This is a genomic window from Streptococcus infantis, from assembly GCF_047463635.1.
In the GTDB taxonomy this organism is placed as follows: Bacteria; Bacillota; Bacilli; order Lactobacillales; family Streptococcaceae; genus Streptococcus; species Streptococcus infantis_W.
The window spans coordinates 1-15,175 of the sequence record NZ_JASHDL010000011.1; the positions used below are offsets into that span (position 1 = coordinate 1).

Here is a 15,175-nt window from a genome sequence, read left to right on the forward strand (position 1 = left end):
TTTGAAAGCGTGAGAAAGTACCAGTTTTAAGAGTTGGCTCTCTCCGTATGGTCAAAATGTCCTAGATATGCTATAATCTAGTTATAAATCTTTACTAAAACCTCTTTGATAATAGCTTGCCTGCTTTTTGTTAAATTCGTTTTAGTGTTAGTGTGAAAGGCTCTGCGGTGTGGTTATTGCTAAGCCTTTTTTTGTTGCTCTCACGCGCTTCTATGGCGTGTTTTTTTATTTCTGAATACCAGGGACTTAATTTCCTGATAACTCATATTCAAGCAAATCATGGCTATTACCATATCCTCAAATGCCTGGTATTGCTCTAGCTCGTCACTGGTCAAGCTATCGATGCCATTATAGCCCCCACGTTCTTCCCTTAACTGCTTAGCGTTCCTGTCGGTCACTGCCTTCAGTATCAGGTTGTTCATGGTACTGTGTGCATGCTTGGGTGCATTCCTCCAAGTCTCTATACTGTCATGCAAGGTTTTTCTTTTTGGCTTTTCTAGCGCCCTCTGCATACGAAACTTAGAAACCTCCTCACGCATTTCAAAGAAGGCTTTGACTAGGTTCATTTTGAACTGCCGTACAGGTTCAGTATTTCGTAAGTAAGTGATCAGCAATGTTGCTTGTTGTTCATTTAAAATATAGTCCCGTACATTTTGCCCACTTTCTGAAGGTGAAATTTTAAATTGCACCTTTCCGAAGCTTTCAAAATCCTCTCGGTGCTTATTCAGCAAAATCTTCAAATGTCTGTGCTTGATTTCTGCACATTCTGCCACAATACTGCTCAGTGTATACGGCTCTTTCTTGCCGTCCATGTAGACTAATTCCATTGTGGTTCTACCTCCTGCATGAATCGGGTTAGCTTGCTTGTCAGACGGCTCTTCTCGTCCATATTTTGAGCCTCTGCAATGGCTTTGGCTAGTGTATCGATATAATACCGCTCTGCCTCTGCCAATGTGTCAGGGGCTTTTATAGTGGTCTGTGGTTCTTCCACCAGTTCCCCATCCATGTAGTAGCCGTTTAGTCGGATTTCTTTCAGAATGTGCTTGACCACTTTTTTAAACTCTTTTGCTAGTGGTTTGCGTGACTGCGATAAAACTTCATAGACTCCGAACTCTGTCAGCATATTCATTTCTCTTTTTTGACCTGCCCTAGATATTACATAGGTCAGCTTTTCATCATCATCTACCCGTTTTAGTAAATCCGTGGTGTTTTGAATTTCAATCATCTCAGCAACCTCTACCGCTACAAATAACGGATTTTGAATGTCTCCATAAACATCAAAGTGTTTAGATCCAAATCGTTGAGTTGTTACAACTTCCAAAACTTCCTTTTTGTTGTGTGGTTCTCCTTTGGGATAGAAGTTCCCAAAAAAATCACATAAATCTTTTTGCTGTGTTGTCATGTCTTTCTTGACCTCTCTGTATAACTTGTTTAGTCTTTTTCTGCTTTCCTTGTTGGGCTTATGTTTGCCCTGTGCCCATTTGCCAACTGTTCGGGGATCTATGCCTATCCGTTGGCCAATAGCTACCAAGTTCAGCCCGTGAGTAGTTCGCATTTCATCGATGACCCTTGTGTAGTTCCTCTTCATTGCTTGCCTGCCTTTCTAGCTATAAAATAGTTCATCTATGGTTATATCTGATTTGATTTCTGCAACCATTGACTTAATCTCTAGACGTTCTTTGTCATTGAATGGCGTTTTACCTAATTCTTTGTTGTTGTACGACTGCAAAGAAATTTTTAGCTTGTCCGCCATTTGTTGCTGAGTTAATCCTAACATAACCCGATAGCCTCGTAGTTTATTCATAGCTTTCCCCCTTTCTAAAAAATCCCCCTCCATGAATAGATTGAAAGTGTGAAAGGTTGGAGGGAGTGGTATCCAATTTGGATAACTTTCGTTTTATTATATATCCGTTTTGGTTAATTGTCAACTGTTTTTTAGAATTTTTTGTATCATTTCTTGATACTTTTATAAAAATCAGATATAATCATCTGTGAAAGGTGTGATAAATTATGAATAGATTGAAAGAACTGAGAAAACAAAAAGGGCTAACCCAACAAGGATTAGCTGATGAAATTTCTGTATCTAAAATCACCGTATTGCGATGGGAAAACGAGGAACGCCAAATTAAACCAGAAAAAGCCCAGCAACTAGCTGACTTCTTCGGGGTAAGCGTTGGATATCTGTTGGGGTATAGTGAGCATAGAGAATTAGAAAAAGCATTGGATAAAACAATTTTTTCAAACTATCCTGATGTTGATACATTCCTCACTCAAGAGATAAAAGAGCTAATCGGAGAAAGAACAAAAGATTTTTATGAGTATATTGATAAACAATTTTATGAAAGCTATAAAAATACTGCCGTACCTCCCGAAATAGTTGTAAAACACCGTGAAGACTTTTATAGCTCGTTTCTATTTCTCCCTGCTAGATTACAAAAATTTATAGCTTTATGGAGCATACTAACAGAAACTGAACAAGAAAATATAGGTAAAACTATTGAATTATTAGCTATGAGAGGGAGATAAAAATCCCCCATATTCGCCAATAGCAAACCTTAGCACTACTATTTTTCTTTTAGGGTAGCCGAAAGTGCCGATTATACGACCTATAGCATACCCACGCGCCACAATATCCAACAATCCTGCAGCGCGTGCTTTCTCGGAGTTCAATGCTCTCTAATACACTCTAAAAACGGTAAGCTTTGATAATTTTAAATGTTTTCACGTCTAAAAGGGAGCTAATACACTCTAACAAAATAAAACTCTTGAAATATTGGGGCTTGTATGCTAGAATGAACTTAATGGATAAGGTTCATTAGAACACCAAAGCCCCTAACTATTGCAGTAGTTAAGGGCTTTTTTGACGTATCTTATAGATTTAACGGGTGTTTTTAGGCTAGTCACTCGGTTTACTTCCTACCATCTAGCCATTTGCAGACGAAATACAAGATAATTCCTGCTATAACATCCGCTATAATGGTAAAAGCGAGCTCTGGGATAAGGTTCATTAGTTTCACCTCCTCTCACGAACCGTAAGGAACGTAATCGGTAACCGATGACAAAAAACATTATATCAAAAGCACCTATCACAAACAATCCCATACTAGGCTTGTAACTTAACTGCTAACAATATTTTAGAAAGGATACTTTATTATGGAACTCCAACAGTACGATGAATTAACTTTTGAAAATATCAAACATATAGACGAAAATGGAGTAGAATTTTGGTATGCCAGAGAACTACAAACCATTCTAGAATATATGGAGTGGCGTAACTTTAACCAAGTTATAGACAAAGCAAAAATAGCCTGTGAAAACTCCGGAGAGCGCGTGGTTACCAATTTTGTTGACGTCAACAAAACTGTACAACTTAATTTTGGAACGCGAGAAATTGCAGATATTAAACTATCACGCTATGCCTGTTATTTAATTGTACAAAATGGCGATCCTAGAAAAGAAGTCATTGCACTAGGGCAATCATATTTTGCTATTAAAACTCGTCAGCAAGAATTACACGATGATTTTAATCGACTGACCGAAGATCAAAAACGAATAGCTATTCGTGATGAAATTAAACGCCACAACAAATCATTAGCCGAATCCGCTGGCAATGCTGGCGTTAAAAACTTTGGCCGATTTCACAACTCAGGATATCAGGGGTTATATGGTGGATTGACTATGCAGGATATCCATAACCTCAAAGAACTAAACGAAGGGGAGCATATTCTGGATTTTATGGGGAGTGCTGAATTAGCTGCTAATTTATTCCGTGCCACTCAGACCGACGAAGTTCTACGACGTAGAAACATAAAAGGCGAAGATCTCGCAAATGATACCCATTTCAACGTAGGCCGAACCATTAGAAATACCATGAAAGAACTCGGAACAACCATGCCGGAGAATCTCCCTACTCCTCGTGAAAGTATACAAGAGTTGAAAAATAAACAGAAAGAACTTGAAAAACAAGCTGATAATAACCAACTTTCGCTCTTTGATGATATGTAATAGCGGGCAATATTAGCCCCATATTTGCCTTGTTTCATACTCTGGTATTATTTACCATCTGACTCTTTAAAATTGAATACAGGGTAATCTGTGAAGCCCTAGCATGATATAAACCACAATCTAAAACCTTTTTAATAATAGCTTGCCTGCTGATGTATTTTAGAAAGGTTTATCATCATGAAAATAACTGAAGTTATAAAAAAAGACGGTTGTAAAGTTTACCGTGCTAATGTATATCTAGGAATTGACCAGATAACAGGAAAGAAAGTTAAAACTAAGGTAACAGGGCGGACACAAAAGGAAGTTAAACAGAAAGCTACTCAAGAAAAAATTGCTTTTCAGAAAGACGGTTGTACTAGACAAAAAGCTAGTACCATAAAAAACTATCAAGAATTAGCCACTCTCTGGTGGGAAAGTTATAAAAATACTGTTAAGCCAAACACTCAAGGCAATGTTAGAAAGCTAATCGATAATCATATATTGCCGATTTTCGGGGCTTACAAGCTCGACAAACTCACTACTCCACTTATCCAGTCAATTATCAACAAACTTGCTGACAAGGCAAATAGAGGGGAAAAAGGGGCTTTTCTACACTATGATATGATACACGCTTTAAACAAACGTATCTTGCAGTATGGCGTAACCATGCAAGCGATACCGTCCAATCCTGCCCGTGATGTTGTTTTACCTCGTAACACTCAGAAAGCAAAGCGAAAAAAAGTAAAACACTTTGATAATCCAGAATTAAAAAAGTTTCTTGTTTATCTTGATAATTTAGATAGTTGTAAATATCGTTATTACTATGATGTAACGCTCTATAAGTTCTTACTTGCTACTGGTTGTCGTATCAATGAAGCTTTAGCCCTTTCTTGGTCTGATATAGATTTAGATAATGCCATTGTACACGTCACCAAAACACTAAATCGGTATTTAGAAATTAACAGCCCAAAGTCAAAGTCTAGTTATCGGGATATAGATATAGATCAAGAGACTGTTAGCATGCTGAAGCAGTACAAACTACGCCAAACTAAAGAGGCCTGGAAGATCGGACAACGTGAAAGTGTAGTATTTTCTGACTTCATTCATGAATATACTAGCATCGTAAAACTTAAAAAAAGATTACTAACACATTTTAAACACGCTGATGTTCCGAATATAGGTTTTCATGGTTTCCGTCATACTCACGCTAGTTTACTGCTTAACTCTGGAATACCTTACAAGGAACTCCAGCACCGCCTAGGTCATTCAACTTTATCAATGACCATGGACACATATAGCCACCTCTCAAAAGAGAACGCAAAAAAAGCAGTATCATTCTACGAAGCTGCACTAAAAGCACTATAAGGGGAGCAAAAAGGGGAGCAAATTCAAAAATCAACGCTTCAAGACAAAGCAAAAAGCCAATAACAACGGTGTTTTGTGAGATTTATTTTGTCAAAAGGCTCATTTTTCTACAAAATTGTTATATTTTGAAGTCGCTTTCTAAAAGTCTCCTTTTTCTGATATAATGTAGAAAACTACTGAAGGAACTGCTATGAAACCCATACTTGAAACCATTGATACGCGTTTTGGAACAGCCAGTAAACATGCATTTTCACGAGGTAATACACTACCATACACTGGAGTGCCTTTTGGGATGAATTACTTCGTTCCACAAACTAGTGACCAGGAAGGTTCTTGGTTTTTTGATCCCCATCTTCCCATATTTCAGGGTGTTCGACTAACCCACCAGCCTAGTCCTTGGATTGGCGATTATTCTTGGTTACTACTGACTCCTGTTACAGGAGAAATCAGTGGTGACACTCTCTTCCATCGTCAGTCTTCCTATAACCTTGGTCGTGCTATTTTCAATCCCCATTATCTCAAAATTTTTTCTGAGCGTTATCAGATTGAAACTCAGTTAACTCCTACTTGCTACGGTGCTTCTGCCCAACTAAGACAGACACAGGGAAAAGAACTCTCCCTCTATCTTCACGCAGCAGATGAACTGACAGTTGAACAAGTCGATCAGCGAACTCTGGCCCTGAGACAAGAAGGTGAAACCGAAACCAATAAACGTCCCCTCGTCATGTATACTGCTCTCGGATTTTCTGTAGAAATCCTTTCTATTACGCAAGAGGGACAGGACTGGCGAATTGACTTAGACGGATCGGAAACTCAAGTTCAACTAGCAACTTCCTTTATTTCCAAAGAACAGGCCCTCTTTAATCTTCCTAAACAGGATTTTGAAGAAACAAAACAAGACGCCAAGACAAGTTGGGAAAATCTTCTAGGTCGCTTTGATGTCGTAGAAACTGGGTCAGTAGACCAAGCATTTTTTGATCATTGTCTTTATAGACTCTTTCTATTCCCTCAAACCTTCTACGAGGTAACTGAGCAGGGCGAAATCATCCATATGGACCTCGCTTCAGGAACAGTTAAACCAGGTCTTCTCTTTACCAACAATGGTTTTTGGGATACCTTCCGCACTTCTTTCCCACTCTTTGCCTTGATTATTCCGGAATACTATCGCCAGTTTCTCGAAGGCTTCCTCAATAGCTACCGTGACACCGGATACCTCCCTAAGTGGCTGGCTCCTGACGAACGAGGCATGATGCCTGGTACTTTGATCGATGGTCTTATTGCAGATAGCGCCTGCAAAAACATGGCTCCTGAACTTGAGGAGGAATTTCTCAAAGCCATGCTTGAAACTGCGACCAAGGCAGATCCAAAAGCTATCAACGGACGACACGGCCTGGCCCAGTACCAAAAGCTAGGATACCTATCCACAGACTTCCATGAAAGTGTCAGTCACACACTAGACTATGCTTACAGTGATTTTTGTATCTCTACCTGCGCAGCAAAATTGGGTCAAAAAGAGCTGGCACAAACCTATGCCCACTATTCTAAAAACTATCAGAATCTATTTGATCCTGAGACAGGATATATGAGGGCGCGTGATGTAGATGGCAACTTCCGTCCTGACTTTTCTCCTTATAGTTGGGGCCGTGATTATGCTGAGTGTTCAGCCATCCAAGCCAGTCTCGGTGTCTTACACGATATTTCTGGACTTAGTCAACTCATGGGTGGAAAAGAAGCCTTTAGCAACTATCTCTTAAAATCTTGTCAAAGTCTCCCACTCTTTGAAACGACGGGTTATGGATATGAAATTCACGAGATGAGCGAAATGGCAACAGCGCCATTTGGTCAACTAGCCATTTCAAACCAACCAAGTTTCCACATCCCTTATCTGTTCCGCTACAGTAATTATCCCCAATATACCAGTCTCTTAATCAAGCCTCTCCGTCAAAAAGCCTTTCGAGCTGGCTGGGATGCTTATCCAGGAGATGAGGATAACGGCAGTTTATCGGCTTGGTATGTCTGGTCCACTCTTGGGCTTTACCCAACCTGCCCAGGAAAAGCTATTTATGACCTTGGGATTCCGCTATTTGATCACCTTCGTGTCTATCTTGCAGAAAAAGATCAGTGGTTGGATGTTCGTACTCAGCAAAATCATGAACACTTCCACTTTGTACAAGACTGTCATCTTGACGGAAAAGAAGTTCAGAGTATTGGTCACCAGGATTTGCTAAACGCCCAAAATCTCAACTTTACCCTCAGTTGGTTACCAAATCACTGATAGTTCAAATCCCTTTGTCATGTACAAGGGGATTTTCTGATTTATACCAAATCCTCCACAAAGTTATCCACAGATTGTGTATAACTTTCAATTAACTTTCAAATCAATTTCATGTACTTCCAAACGATTTCTCTCAACCATTTTTTTACATTCTAAAGTTAAACACCGTAATATCCTGTTCTATCAGTCTTTATAACTGACTAGCTTAGTACTCAACTCACACATTCTATCTCTTTTTTCTAAACTAACATTTAGAAAACAATTTTTTATTTTACAAAGTTATCCACAGATTGTGTATAACTTTTACTCAATTACAAACTCCAGCTGATAAATTCCCCCTACATTTTTTATAGGAAATTTCGGATTTTGTTAGGCGCTTTCAAAAAAACATGATATACTGAAATTAATAGAAAAGGAGACATTATGAAAAAAGATCAACACCAACTTAATTGGCTGATGGTTTCTCTGATTGCCTTCAACATGGTTTGGGGGCTAGGAAACGTCGTCAACAACTATTCTCAACAGGGAATTTCCGTCGTCGTATCTTGGGTTTTAATCCTCGCACTCTACTTCATCCCTTATTCCCTCATTGTCGGACAACTAGGTTCTACCTTTAAGGAAAGCGGAAGTGGTGTGAGTGACTGGGTTGAAAAAACATCAACCAAACGTCTCGCCTACTTTGCTGCTTGGACTTACTGGGTTGTTCACATTCCTTACCTCGCACAAAAACCACAAGGGATCCTGATTCCGCTTGGATGGGCCTTGCAAGGTAACGGACAATTTCTAAAACAAATTGACATCCACTGGATTGTTATTCTCTGCTTACTAATTTTTGGACTTTTCCTCTACCTTTCTACAAAGGGATTGGCAACTCTAAAAGTCATCGGTAGCTTGGCAGGAAGTGCTATGCTGATTATGTCTTTACTCTTCGTGCTTTTGGCAGTCGGTCTGCCTTTCATTAAACCAGACATCCAGTTTGCGACTCCGCACATGGATCAACTGAGCACCTACATTCCAAACTTTGATTTTTCTTATTTTACAACCATCTCACTACTAGTCTTTGCCGTTGGTGGTTGTGAAAAAATTTCCCCTTATGTGAATCAAACTCGCAATCCTGCAAAAGAATTTCCAAAAGGTATGATTGTCATGGCCATCATGGTAGGTCTCTCTGCTATCCTTGGTTCAGTTGCAATGGGAATGCTATTTGATGGCAATAATATCCCTGAAGACCTCATGCGTAATGGTGCTTATCAAGCCTTCCAAATGTTAGGAAATTCTTGGGGAGTTGGAAACCTCTTTGTCGTGATCTATGCTCTTACAAATATGGTCGGACAAATCGCGGCACTTGCCTTCTCTATTGATGCACCATTACAAATCCTTCTCAATAATGCTGATGAAAACTACATCCCAAGCTGGCTTCGTAAACGTACTGAAAAGGGTGTCCTCATTAACGGCTACCTTCTTACAGGTGTCCTCGTTAGCCTTATCATCATTCTTCCAATTTTTGGTATTCAGGAAATTGATGGACTTGTAAAATGGATGACAAACCTCAATTCTATCGTAATGCCAATGCGTTACCTCTGGGTATTCCTTGCCTACATGATGCTCAATCGCGCTTGGAAGACATACAAAAATGCCGAATACAAGTTTGTGAACAATCCTAAGCTTGGTTTTGTTATCGGTACTTGGTGCTTCCTCTTCACAGCCTTTGCTTGTATCCTTGGTATGGTTCCAAAAATTAACTATGCTGAGAATCCAACTGCTTGGCAATTCTCTCTTCTTACAAACATCTTAACCCCAATTATTCTGATTGGATTAGGTGTGATTCTACCAGTACTTGCCAAAAAAGAACAAAAGAAACAAATCAAATAAATTCTACTACTAGCTAGATAAAATCGATTTTATCTTTGCTTGAAAGAATTTTCTCAGCAAAAATCCCCTTGAACGTTACTGTTCAAAGGGGATTTTTTGTCTGCTAATTTATTTTTTACTTGGCTTCATACCAAGTCACGCCTTCATTCTCATCAGCAATCAATGGAACACTCAGTTGAATTGCTTCTTCCATGGTTTGTTTGACAAGTTTTTTGATAGCAGCTAATTCTGACTTAGGCACTTCAAGAACAATTTCATCGTGTACTTGTAACAGCATCTTAGTCTGGTAACCACCTGCAACCAAGGCTTTATCTAGCTGGATCATAGCAATTTTGAGAATATCAGCGGCCGAACCCTGGATAGGTGAGTTGATCGCTGTACGCTCTGCAAAACCACGAATGTTAAAGTTACGCGAATTGATATCTGGCAACTCACGACGACGTTTGAAGAGAGTCTCTACATAACCCTTATCACGCGCCTCACGAACGACTTCATCCATGTAATTTTTGATACCAGGGAAACGTTCAAAGTAGGTATCGATGTATGCTTTAGCCTCTTTACGACTGATACCTAGGTTATTGGATAAACCAAAGTCTGAAATTCCGTAAACCACTCCAAAGTTGACAGCCTTGGCATTGCGACGGTCATTTGGAGTCACATCTTCAGGACGTTCAATTCCAAAGACACGCATGGCTGTCGAGGTATGGATATCCGCTCCCTCTTGGAAAGCCTTGATTAAGTGCTCATCTTTAGAGATATGCGCCAAAACTCGCAACTCAATCTGTGAATAGTCCGAGCTGAGAAGAACACTATCCTCCCACTCTGGCACGAAAGCCTTACGAATAAGGCGACCTTGTTCCAAGCGAACAGGAATATTTTGCAAGTTTGGATCCACACTAGACAGACGCCCTGTCTGAGTCAAATCTTGTACATAGCGCGTGTGAATCTTACCATCAGCTAAAATCCAGTCCTGTAAACCAATCACATAAGTGGATTGAATCTTAGCAATCTGACGATAATCTAAAATTTTCTTGACGATTGGGGCAATAGGAGCTAGGCGCTCTAACACATCCACTGCTGTCGAGTAACCTGTCTTAGTTTTCTTGGTGTATTCTATAGGGAGACCTAGCTTTTCAAAAAGTAGTTCGCCCAACTGTTTAGGTGAGTTGATATTAAACTCCTCACCAGCCAATTCATAAATCTCTTGAGTCAGCTTTTCAATGACTAGCTCATTTTCAGCTTGCATCTCGAGTAGAGTTTCTTTTTTAACCTTAATCCCAGCGATTTCCATCTTAGCAAGCACAAAGGCCAGAGGCTGCTCCATATCATAGAGAAGGTTTAACTGTCCGTTTTCACTTAATTTTTCAAGTAAAACAGGTTCAGTTTCAACCAGCACAGCAACCTTGCGAGCCAAGTGTTCCAAGAATTTCTCTCGCTCAGGGATAGCTTTCTTGACCCCCTTGCCGTAGAAGGACTCATCATCCATCAAATAAGTTTGGCCGTAGAGACTAGCGATGGTTGAAATTTCATTATTCTCGACAGTAGAGAGAAGGTATTTGGCCAAGCGACTGTCAAAAGCAGGAGCCTGCAAATTCAAGCCAAAGCGATTTAAGAGGACTTTTGCTTTCTTAAAATCATACACTTTCAGAGGTGTTTTTTCTAGAAAATCCTTAAAAATCGGGTCTTGCAAAAGTTCAAGATTGTCTGTGGCGTAGAGCTTGTCTCCGCATGACCAGGCAAAACCAATCAAGTCATCTGTATGGTAGTTTTCTCCAAAGAGTTCAAAGTGGAAGATGGAGTCCGCACTTAGCATATCTTGACTGAATTTGTCAACCATAGTAAAGTCCAAACTCTCAGCCACATCAGCTGATGATACATTTAAAGCCTGCTTGAGTTGTTTGAAGCCCATCTCATCGTAGAATTTCCCAAGATTTTCCACATCTGGACCGCTATAAAACAAGTCATCCAGTCCAATCTCAATCGGCGCTTTCGTGTCGATGGTAGCCAGTGTTTTAGATAGGAAGGCTTGTTCCTTGTCATTAATGAGATTTTCCTTCATCTTCGATGCCTTCATCTCATCAATATTTTCATAAATACCTTCAAGCGAGCCATATTCTAACAATAGCTTGATACCCGTCTTTTCACCAATCTTAGTTACACCAGGGATATTATCCGACTTATCTCCCATGAGGGCTTTAAGATCAATGAACTGAGCTGGTGTGATGCCCATCTTTTCCATGAGATATTCTGGTGTAAATGCCTCAAACTCAGCTACACCTTTCTTAGAAATCTCAACCACTGCATGTTCATCTGTCAACTGGATCAAGTCCTTGTCTCCACTGACGATAGTTACATCAAATGAATCCTTTTCAGCCAAACGACCAAGAGTCCCGATGATATCATCTGCTTCATACTGGGCTAACTCATAATGGCGAATTCCAAGATGGTCTAGCAACTCACGAATAAAAGGAAATTGCTCTCTAAACTCATCTGGAGTTTTAGCACGACCACCCTTATAGTCTGCATACATCTCTGTACGAAAAGTCGTCTTCCCCGCATCAAATGCCACCAAGATATGGCTAGGCTCAACACGCTCTAGCAAATGATTCAACATAAGTTGAAAACCATAGATAGCATTTGTATGAAGACCGTTAGCATTTTTAAAACGATCCAGTTGCTGGTAAAGTGCAAAGAATGCCCGAAAAGCAACTGAAGAGCCGTCAATTAGTAATAATTTTTTCTTGTCCATACACCCATTATAAAGGAAAGCAGGGAAAAATACCATTAGGAAGAGCCCAAATACTGAATAACACTTATGATGCTGGATTTTCTACTCGTGCACCACTGCTATCAACTTGGAAACCATCGATAGTCGTATTGACTGCTAAAGCTCCCGATGCATTCACATAGTAATATTTCCCTGAAACCTGAAACCACTGGCTAGCCTTCATAGCACCTGAGCTTTCAAGATAGTACCATGTTCCATTATCCTTTAACCAGCCTGTCTGCATTTCGCCAGACGACTTCAGATAATACCACTTAGAACCATCTTTTAACCAGCCTGTCGTCATTGTACCATCAGCTTGCAAATGATACCAGTTTCCATTAATCTTCTTCCAACCGACTGCTTTCTGACCATTTTCATAATAATACCAAACAGTTCCTTCTTTTTCCCAACCATTTTTAGAGCTACTTGTTTTAGTTAAGGGGATATAACGTCTGTTCCCGCTTCGTGAAATATAACTAATCCATTTATGCCCATCTTTTTCAAGAGTTTGATCATAATGAACACTTTCTCCCGCATAGTAATAATCGATAATCGTTGCTGTTAGTGATGGCTGATCCATAATGGCTGCTTTTTCTGTAAAAACATGTGTCCCACTAGATACGAGTGATAACTGATAATTTCCTGAGCTAGTATTCCCCACATCTTTAAAATGAATGAATCCAGTCATAGAATTGGCCTTTACCGTTCGTCGATTGTACCTTTCTCTGACTCCATAATTGTATTCTTCAATTTCAATCATATCACCAAAAACATTGGATACCCAAGCGACATGACCATACTGTCCACTTGTATCCCAAGCGATAGAACCAATTGCTGGGCGCTGATCTACGCGATAACCTTCTCGTTTAGCACGATATCCCCATTCATTAGCATTTCCATAAGCCGCCGGAATTTCAAAACCATTGACATTACTCAAACGAAAGGCTGCAAAAGAAGTACACTGACGAGAATACATGCGCCATTTATCAATCTCCTGACTCCCATTTTTATAATAATAGGGATAATCATCTCCACGCGCCTGTGATCCATTGTTTGCCTGGTTGGCATGAACAGTTCCTCCACTAAATAAAAAAATACCTGCTAAAACTAGTGAAGCTGAGCCTACAGCTGTCTTTCTGAGAAAAGTTCCCTTTTTATGTCCTGCTTTAGTAAATGTCATGCATTCTCCTTCAAATAATTAGATTTTTGAGGTTGACCTCATTTATATCATTCGAAAGAAAAAGAAAAAAGTGAGAGTATTTCTCACTTTCATGATTATCCTTAATCCAAATAATGAATTAAGTTCTTTTCTGTTAAAATATCTGAATAGGTGAAAGATTCAACATAGACATTAGCCTGTTTGTCTCCTTCAACATTTCCAAACTCAACGATGAAGAGCGATGGATAAACCTCAATTAGTTTTCCCAAACGATTCTTTTGACGTTTACGACCATTTTCTAAGGTCATTTCCACCACTTGTCCCTCATGCGCCTTAATTTCTTCTTTGATTTTTTTCATTTTAGCCACATCTGTAAATGCGTCTGTCATCTTGGTTCCTCCATCTTCGAAATACTTGAAAATTTATTATATTCTTTTTGGAAAATCAATTCTACCGTTCCGCGAGCACCGCTACGGTTTTTCTCGATAATCACTTCTACTTTATTATTTGGAATGCCTTCCTCTTCTTCACCACCGCGCTCATAATAGTCATCACGATAGAGAAAGGCTACGATATCAGCATCCTGCTCAATAGATCCAGATTCACGAATATCAGACAAAACTGGTCTCTTATCTTGACGTTGCTCTACACCACGAGAAAGCTGACTAAGAGCTATAACTGGAACTTTGAGTTCTTTTGCTAGGATTTTCAACTGACGGGAAATCTCAGATACTTCTTGTTGACGATTTTCTCGACCAGTCCCTGTGATCAGCTGAAGATAGTCAATCAAAATCAAGCCTAGATTACCTGTTTCCTGAGCCAGTTTACGGGAACGAGAGCGAATTTCTGTGATCCGAATCCCTGGTGTATCATCAATGTAGATACTTGCATTAGCCAGATTCCCCTGAGCAATCGTATACTTGCGCCATTCTTCCTCAGTCAATTGACCTGTACGGATAGAATGCGACTCTACCAATCCTTCCGCAGCCAACATACGATCGACCAAACTTTCAGCACCCATTTCCAGAGAGAAAATAGCAACTGTCTTGTCTAGTTTGGTTCCGATATTTTGCGCAATATTCAAAGCAAAGGCTGTCTTACCAACCGCAGGACGAGCTGCCAAAATAATTAATTCTTCCTCATGGAGACCTGTCGTCATGTGATCTAAATCTCGATAACCTGTCGCAATACCCGTGATATCAGAAGTCTGTTGAGAACGAGCTTCTAGATTTCCGAAGTTGATATTCAATACATCGCGAATATTTTTAAAGCCATTTCGATTGGCATTCTCACTGACATCAATCAAACCTTTTTCTGCACGAGCGATAATTTCGTCAGCAGGTTGAGAAGCTTCATAGGCTAGGTTTACAGACTCTGTCAACTTAGCGATTAGGCGTCGAAGCATAGCCTTTTCTGCTACAATTTTAGCATAGTATTCCGCATTTGCAGAGGTCGGCACTGAATTGACAATCTCAACCAGATAAGACAAGCCTCCAATAGTTTGTAAATCACCCTGGCTATCTAGTATCGTCCGAACTGTGGTTGCGTCAATAGCATCTCCACGATCAGACAAATCAACCATAGCTTGAAAAATCAAACGGTGAGCATACTTAAAGAAGTCCTGTGAATCGATATATTCTCGGACAAAAACGAGTTTAGTCTCATCAATAAAAATGGCTCCTAAAACAGATTGTTCTGCCAGGATATCTTGAGGCTGAACACGCAGTTCTTCAACTTCTGCCATCAGACTTTC

The 15,175-nt window shown here is 39.8% G+C and carries 12 protein-coding genes; 5 read left to right on the top strand and 7 right to left on the bottom strand.

All coding sequences use genetic code 11. The features are described 5' to 3' along the window. Positions 1-200: 200 nt before the first annotated feature. The 3 genes from QM867_RS07170 to QM867_RS07180 all read right to left on the bottom strand — a co-directional run bounded on the left by QM867_RS07170 (position 201) and on the right by QM867_RS07180 (position 1,804). Positions 201-827 (bottom strand): Rha family transcriptional regulator, encoded by a 627-nt coding sequence (locus tag QM867_RS07170; RefSeq protein ID WP_414315434.1) that lies wholly within the window; start codon positions 825-827, stop codon positions 201-203. Beyond that, positions 818-1,402 (bottom strand): Bro-N domain-containing protein, encoded by a 585-nt coding sequence (locus QM867_RS07175; protein ID WP_414315435.1) that lies wholly within the window; start codon positions 1,400-1,402, stop codon positions 818-820. Before QM867_RS07175 ends, QM867_RS07170 begins: the two co-directional genes overlap by 10 nt. A 201-nt stretch (positions 1,403-1,603) precedes the next feature. Then, positions 1,604-1,804, bottom strand: coding sequence for a helix-turn-helix transcriptional regulator (locus tag QM867_RS07180; protein WP_414315436.1), 201 nt, complete (start codon positions 1,802-1,804; stop codon positions 1,604-1,606). Positions 1,805-2,010: 206 nt separating this feature from the next. Between QM867_RS07180 and QM867_RS07185 the strand changes: the two genes are divergently transcribed. The 5 genes from QM867_RS07185 to QM867_RS07205 all read left to right on the top strand — a co-directional run bounded on the left by QM867_RS07185 (position 2,011) and on the right by QM867_RS07205 (position 9,496). After that, entirely contained in the window at positions 2,011-2,526 is a 516-nt protein-coding gene (locus QM867_RS07185; protein ID WP_414315437.1) for a helix-turn-helix domain-containing protein, read from the top strand. Between the two features lie 627 nt (positions 2,527-3,153). Then, positions 3,154-4,005 carry a DNA damage-inducible protein D gene (dinD, locus tag QM867_RS07190; RefSeq protein WP_371608090.1) on the top strand — a complete coding sequence of 284 codons (852 nt, stop codon included), beginning with the start codon at positions 3,154-3,156 and terminating at the stop codon, positions 4,003-4,005. A gap of 177 nt (positions 4,006-4,182) precedes the next feature. Then, positions 4,183-5,349 (top strand): site-specific integrase, encoded by a 1,167-nt coding sequence (locus QM867_RS07195; protein ID WP_371608091.1) that lies wholly within the window; start codon positions 4,183-4,185, stop codon positions 5,347-5,349. A 190-nt stretch (positions 5,350-5,539) separates the two neighbouring features. Then, positions 5,540-7,624 carry a GH92 family glycosyl hydrolase gene (locus tag QM867_RS07200; protein WP_414315438.1) on the top strand — a complete coding sequence of 695 codons (2,085 nt, stop codon included), beginning with the start codon at positions 5,540-5,542 and terminating at the stop codon, positions 7,622-7,624. A 423-nt stretch (positions 7,625-8,047) separates the two neighbouring features. Further along, positions 8,048-9,496 (top strand): APC family permease, encoded by a 1,449-nt coding sequence (locus tag QM867_RS07205; protein ID WP_301559903.1) that lies wholly within the window; start codon positions 8,048-8,050, stop codon positions 9,494-9,496. Between the two features lie 115 nt (positions 9,497-9,611). Here QM867_RS07205 and polA read toward each other — a convergent pair whose 3' ends face one another. From polA to dnaB, 4 genes are all read right to left on the bottom strand, one after another. After that, complete coding sequence (gene polA, locus QM867_RS07210) at positions 9,612-12,245, bottom strand: DNA polymerase I (protein ID WP_414315439.1); 2,634 nt, start codon at positions 12,243-12,245, stop codon at positions 9,612-9,614. A gap of 64 nt (positions 12,246-12,309) precedes the next feature. Beyond that, positions 12,310-13,443, bottom strand: coding sequence for an SH3 domain-containing protein (locus QM867_RS07215; protein ID WP_414315440.1), 1,134 nt, complete (start codon positions 13,441-13,443; stop codon positions 12,310-12,312). 101 nt (positions 13,444-13,544) lie between these two features. Beyond that, complete coding sequence (locus QM867_RS07220) at positions 13,545-13,811, bottom strand: Veg family protein (protein ID WP_000128621.1); 267 nt, start codon at positions 13,809-13,811, stop codon at positions 13,545-13,547. Then, positions 13,808-15,166 carry a replicative DNA helicase gene (dnaB, locus tag QM867_RS07225; protein WP_000852500.1) on the bottom strand — a complete coding sequence of 453 codons (1,359 nt, stop codon included), beginning with the start codon at positions 15,164-15,166 and terminating at the stop codon, positions 13,808-13,810. Before dnaB ends, QM867_RS07220 begins: the two co-directional genes overlap by 4 nt. Positions 15,167-15,175 lie beyond the last annotated feature (9 nt).

What these genes read in the sequence shown, in the direction of transcription:
- QM867_RS07220 (WP_000128621.1), bottom strand. Translation starts at nt 13,811, where the DNA reads ATGACAGACGCATTTACAGATGTGGCTAAAATGAAAAAAATCAAAGAA.
- QM867_RS07185 (WP_414315437.1), top strand. Translation starts at nt 2,011, where the DNA reads ATGAATAGATTGAAAGAACTGAGAAAACAAAAAGGGCTAACCCAACAA.
- QM867_RS07200 (WP_414315438.1), top strand. Translation starts at nt 5,540, where the DNA reads ATGAAACCCATACTTGAAACCATTGATACGCGTTTTGGAACAGCCAGT.
- QM867_RS07175 (WP_414315435.1), bottom strand. Translation starts at nt 1,402, where the DNA reads ATGACAACACAGCAAAAAGATTTATGTGATTTTTTTGGGAACTTCTAT.
- QM867_RS07205 (WP_301559903.1), top strand. Translation starts at nt 8,048, where the DNA reads ATGAAAAAAGATCAACACCAACTTAATTGGCTGATGGTTTCTCTGATT.
- dnaB (WP_000852500.1), bottom strand. Translation starts at nt 15,166, where the DNA reads ATGGCAGAAGTTGAAGAACTGCGTGTTCAGCCTCAAGATATCCTGGCA.
- polA (WP_414315439.1), bottom strand. Translation starts at nt 12,245, where the DNA reads ATGGACAAGAAAAAATTATTACTAATTGACGGCTCTTCAGTTGCTTTT.
- QM867_RS07215 (WP_414315440.1), bottom strand. Translation starts at nt 13,443, where the DNA reads ATGACATTTACTAAAGCAGGACATAAAAAGGGAACTTTTCTCAGAAAG.
- dinD (WP_371608090.1), top strand. Translation starts at nt 3,154, where the DNA reads ATGGAACTCCAACAGTACGATGAATTAACTTTTGAAAATATCAAACAT.
- QM867_RS07170 (WP_414315434.1), bottom strand. Translation starts at nt 827, where the DNA reads ATGGAATTAGTCTACATGGACGGCAAGAAAGAGCCGTATACACTGAGC.
- QM867_RS07195 (WP_371608091.1), top strand. Translation starts at nt 4,183, where the DNA reads ATGAAAATAACTGAAGTTATAAAAAAAGACGGTTGTAAAGTTTACCGT.
- QM867_RS07180 (WP_414315436.1), bottom strand. Translation starts at nt 1,804, where the DNA reads ATGAATAAACTACGAGGCTATCGGGTTATGTTAGGATTAACTCAGCAA.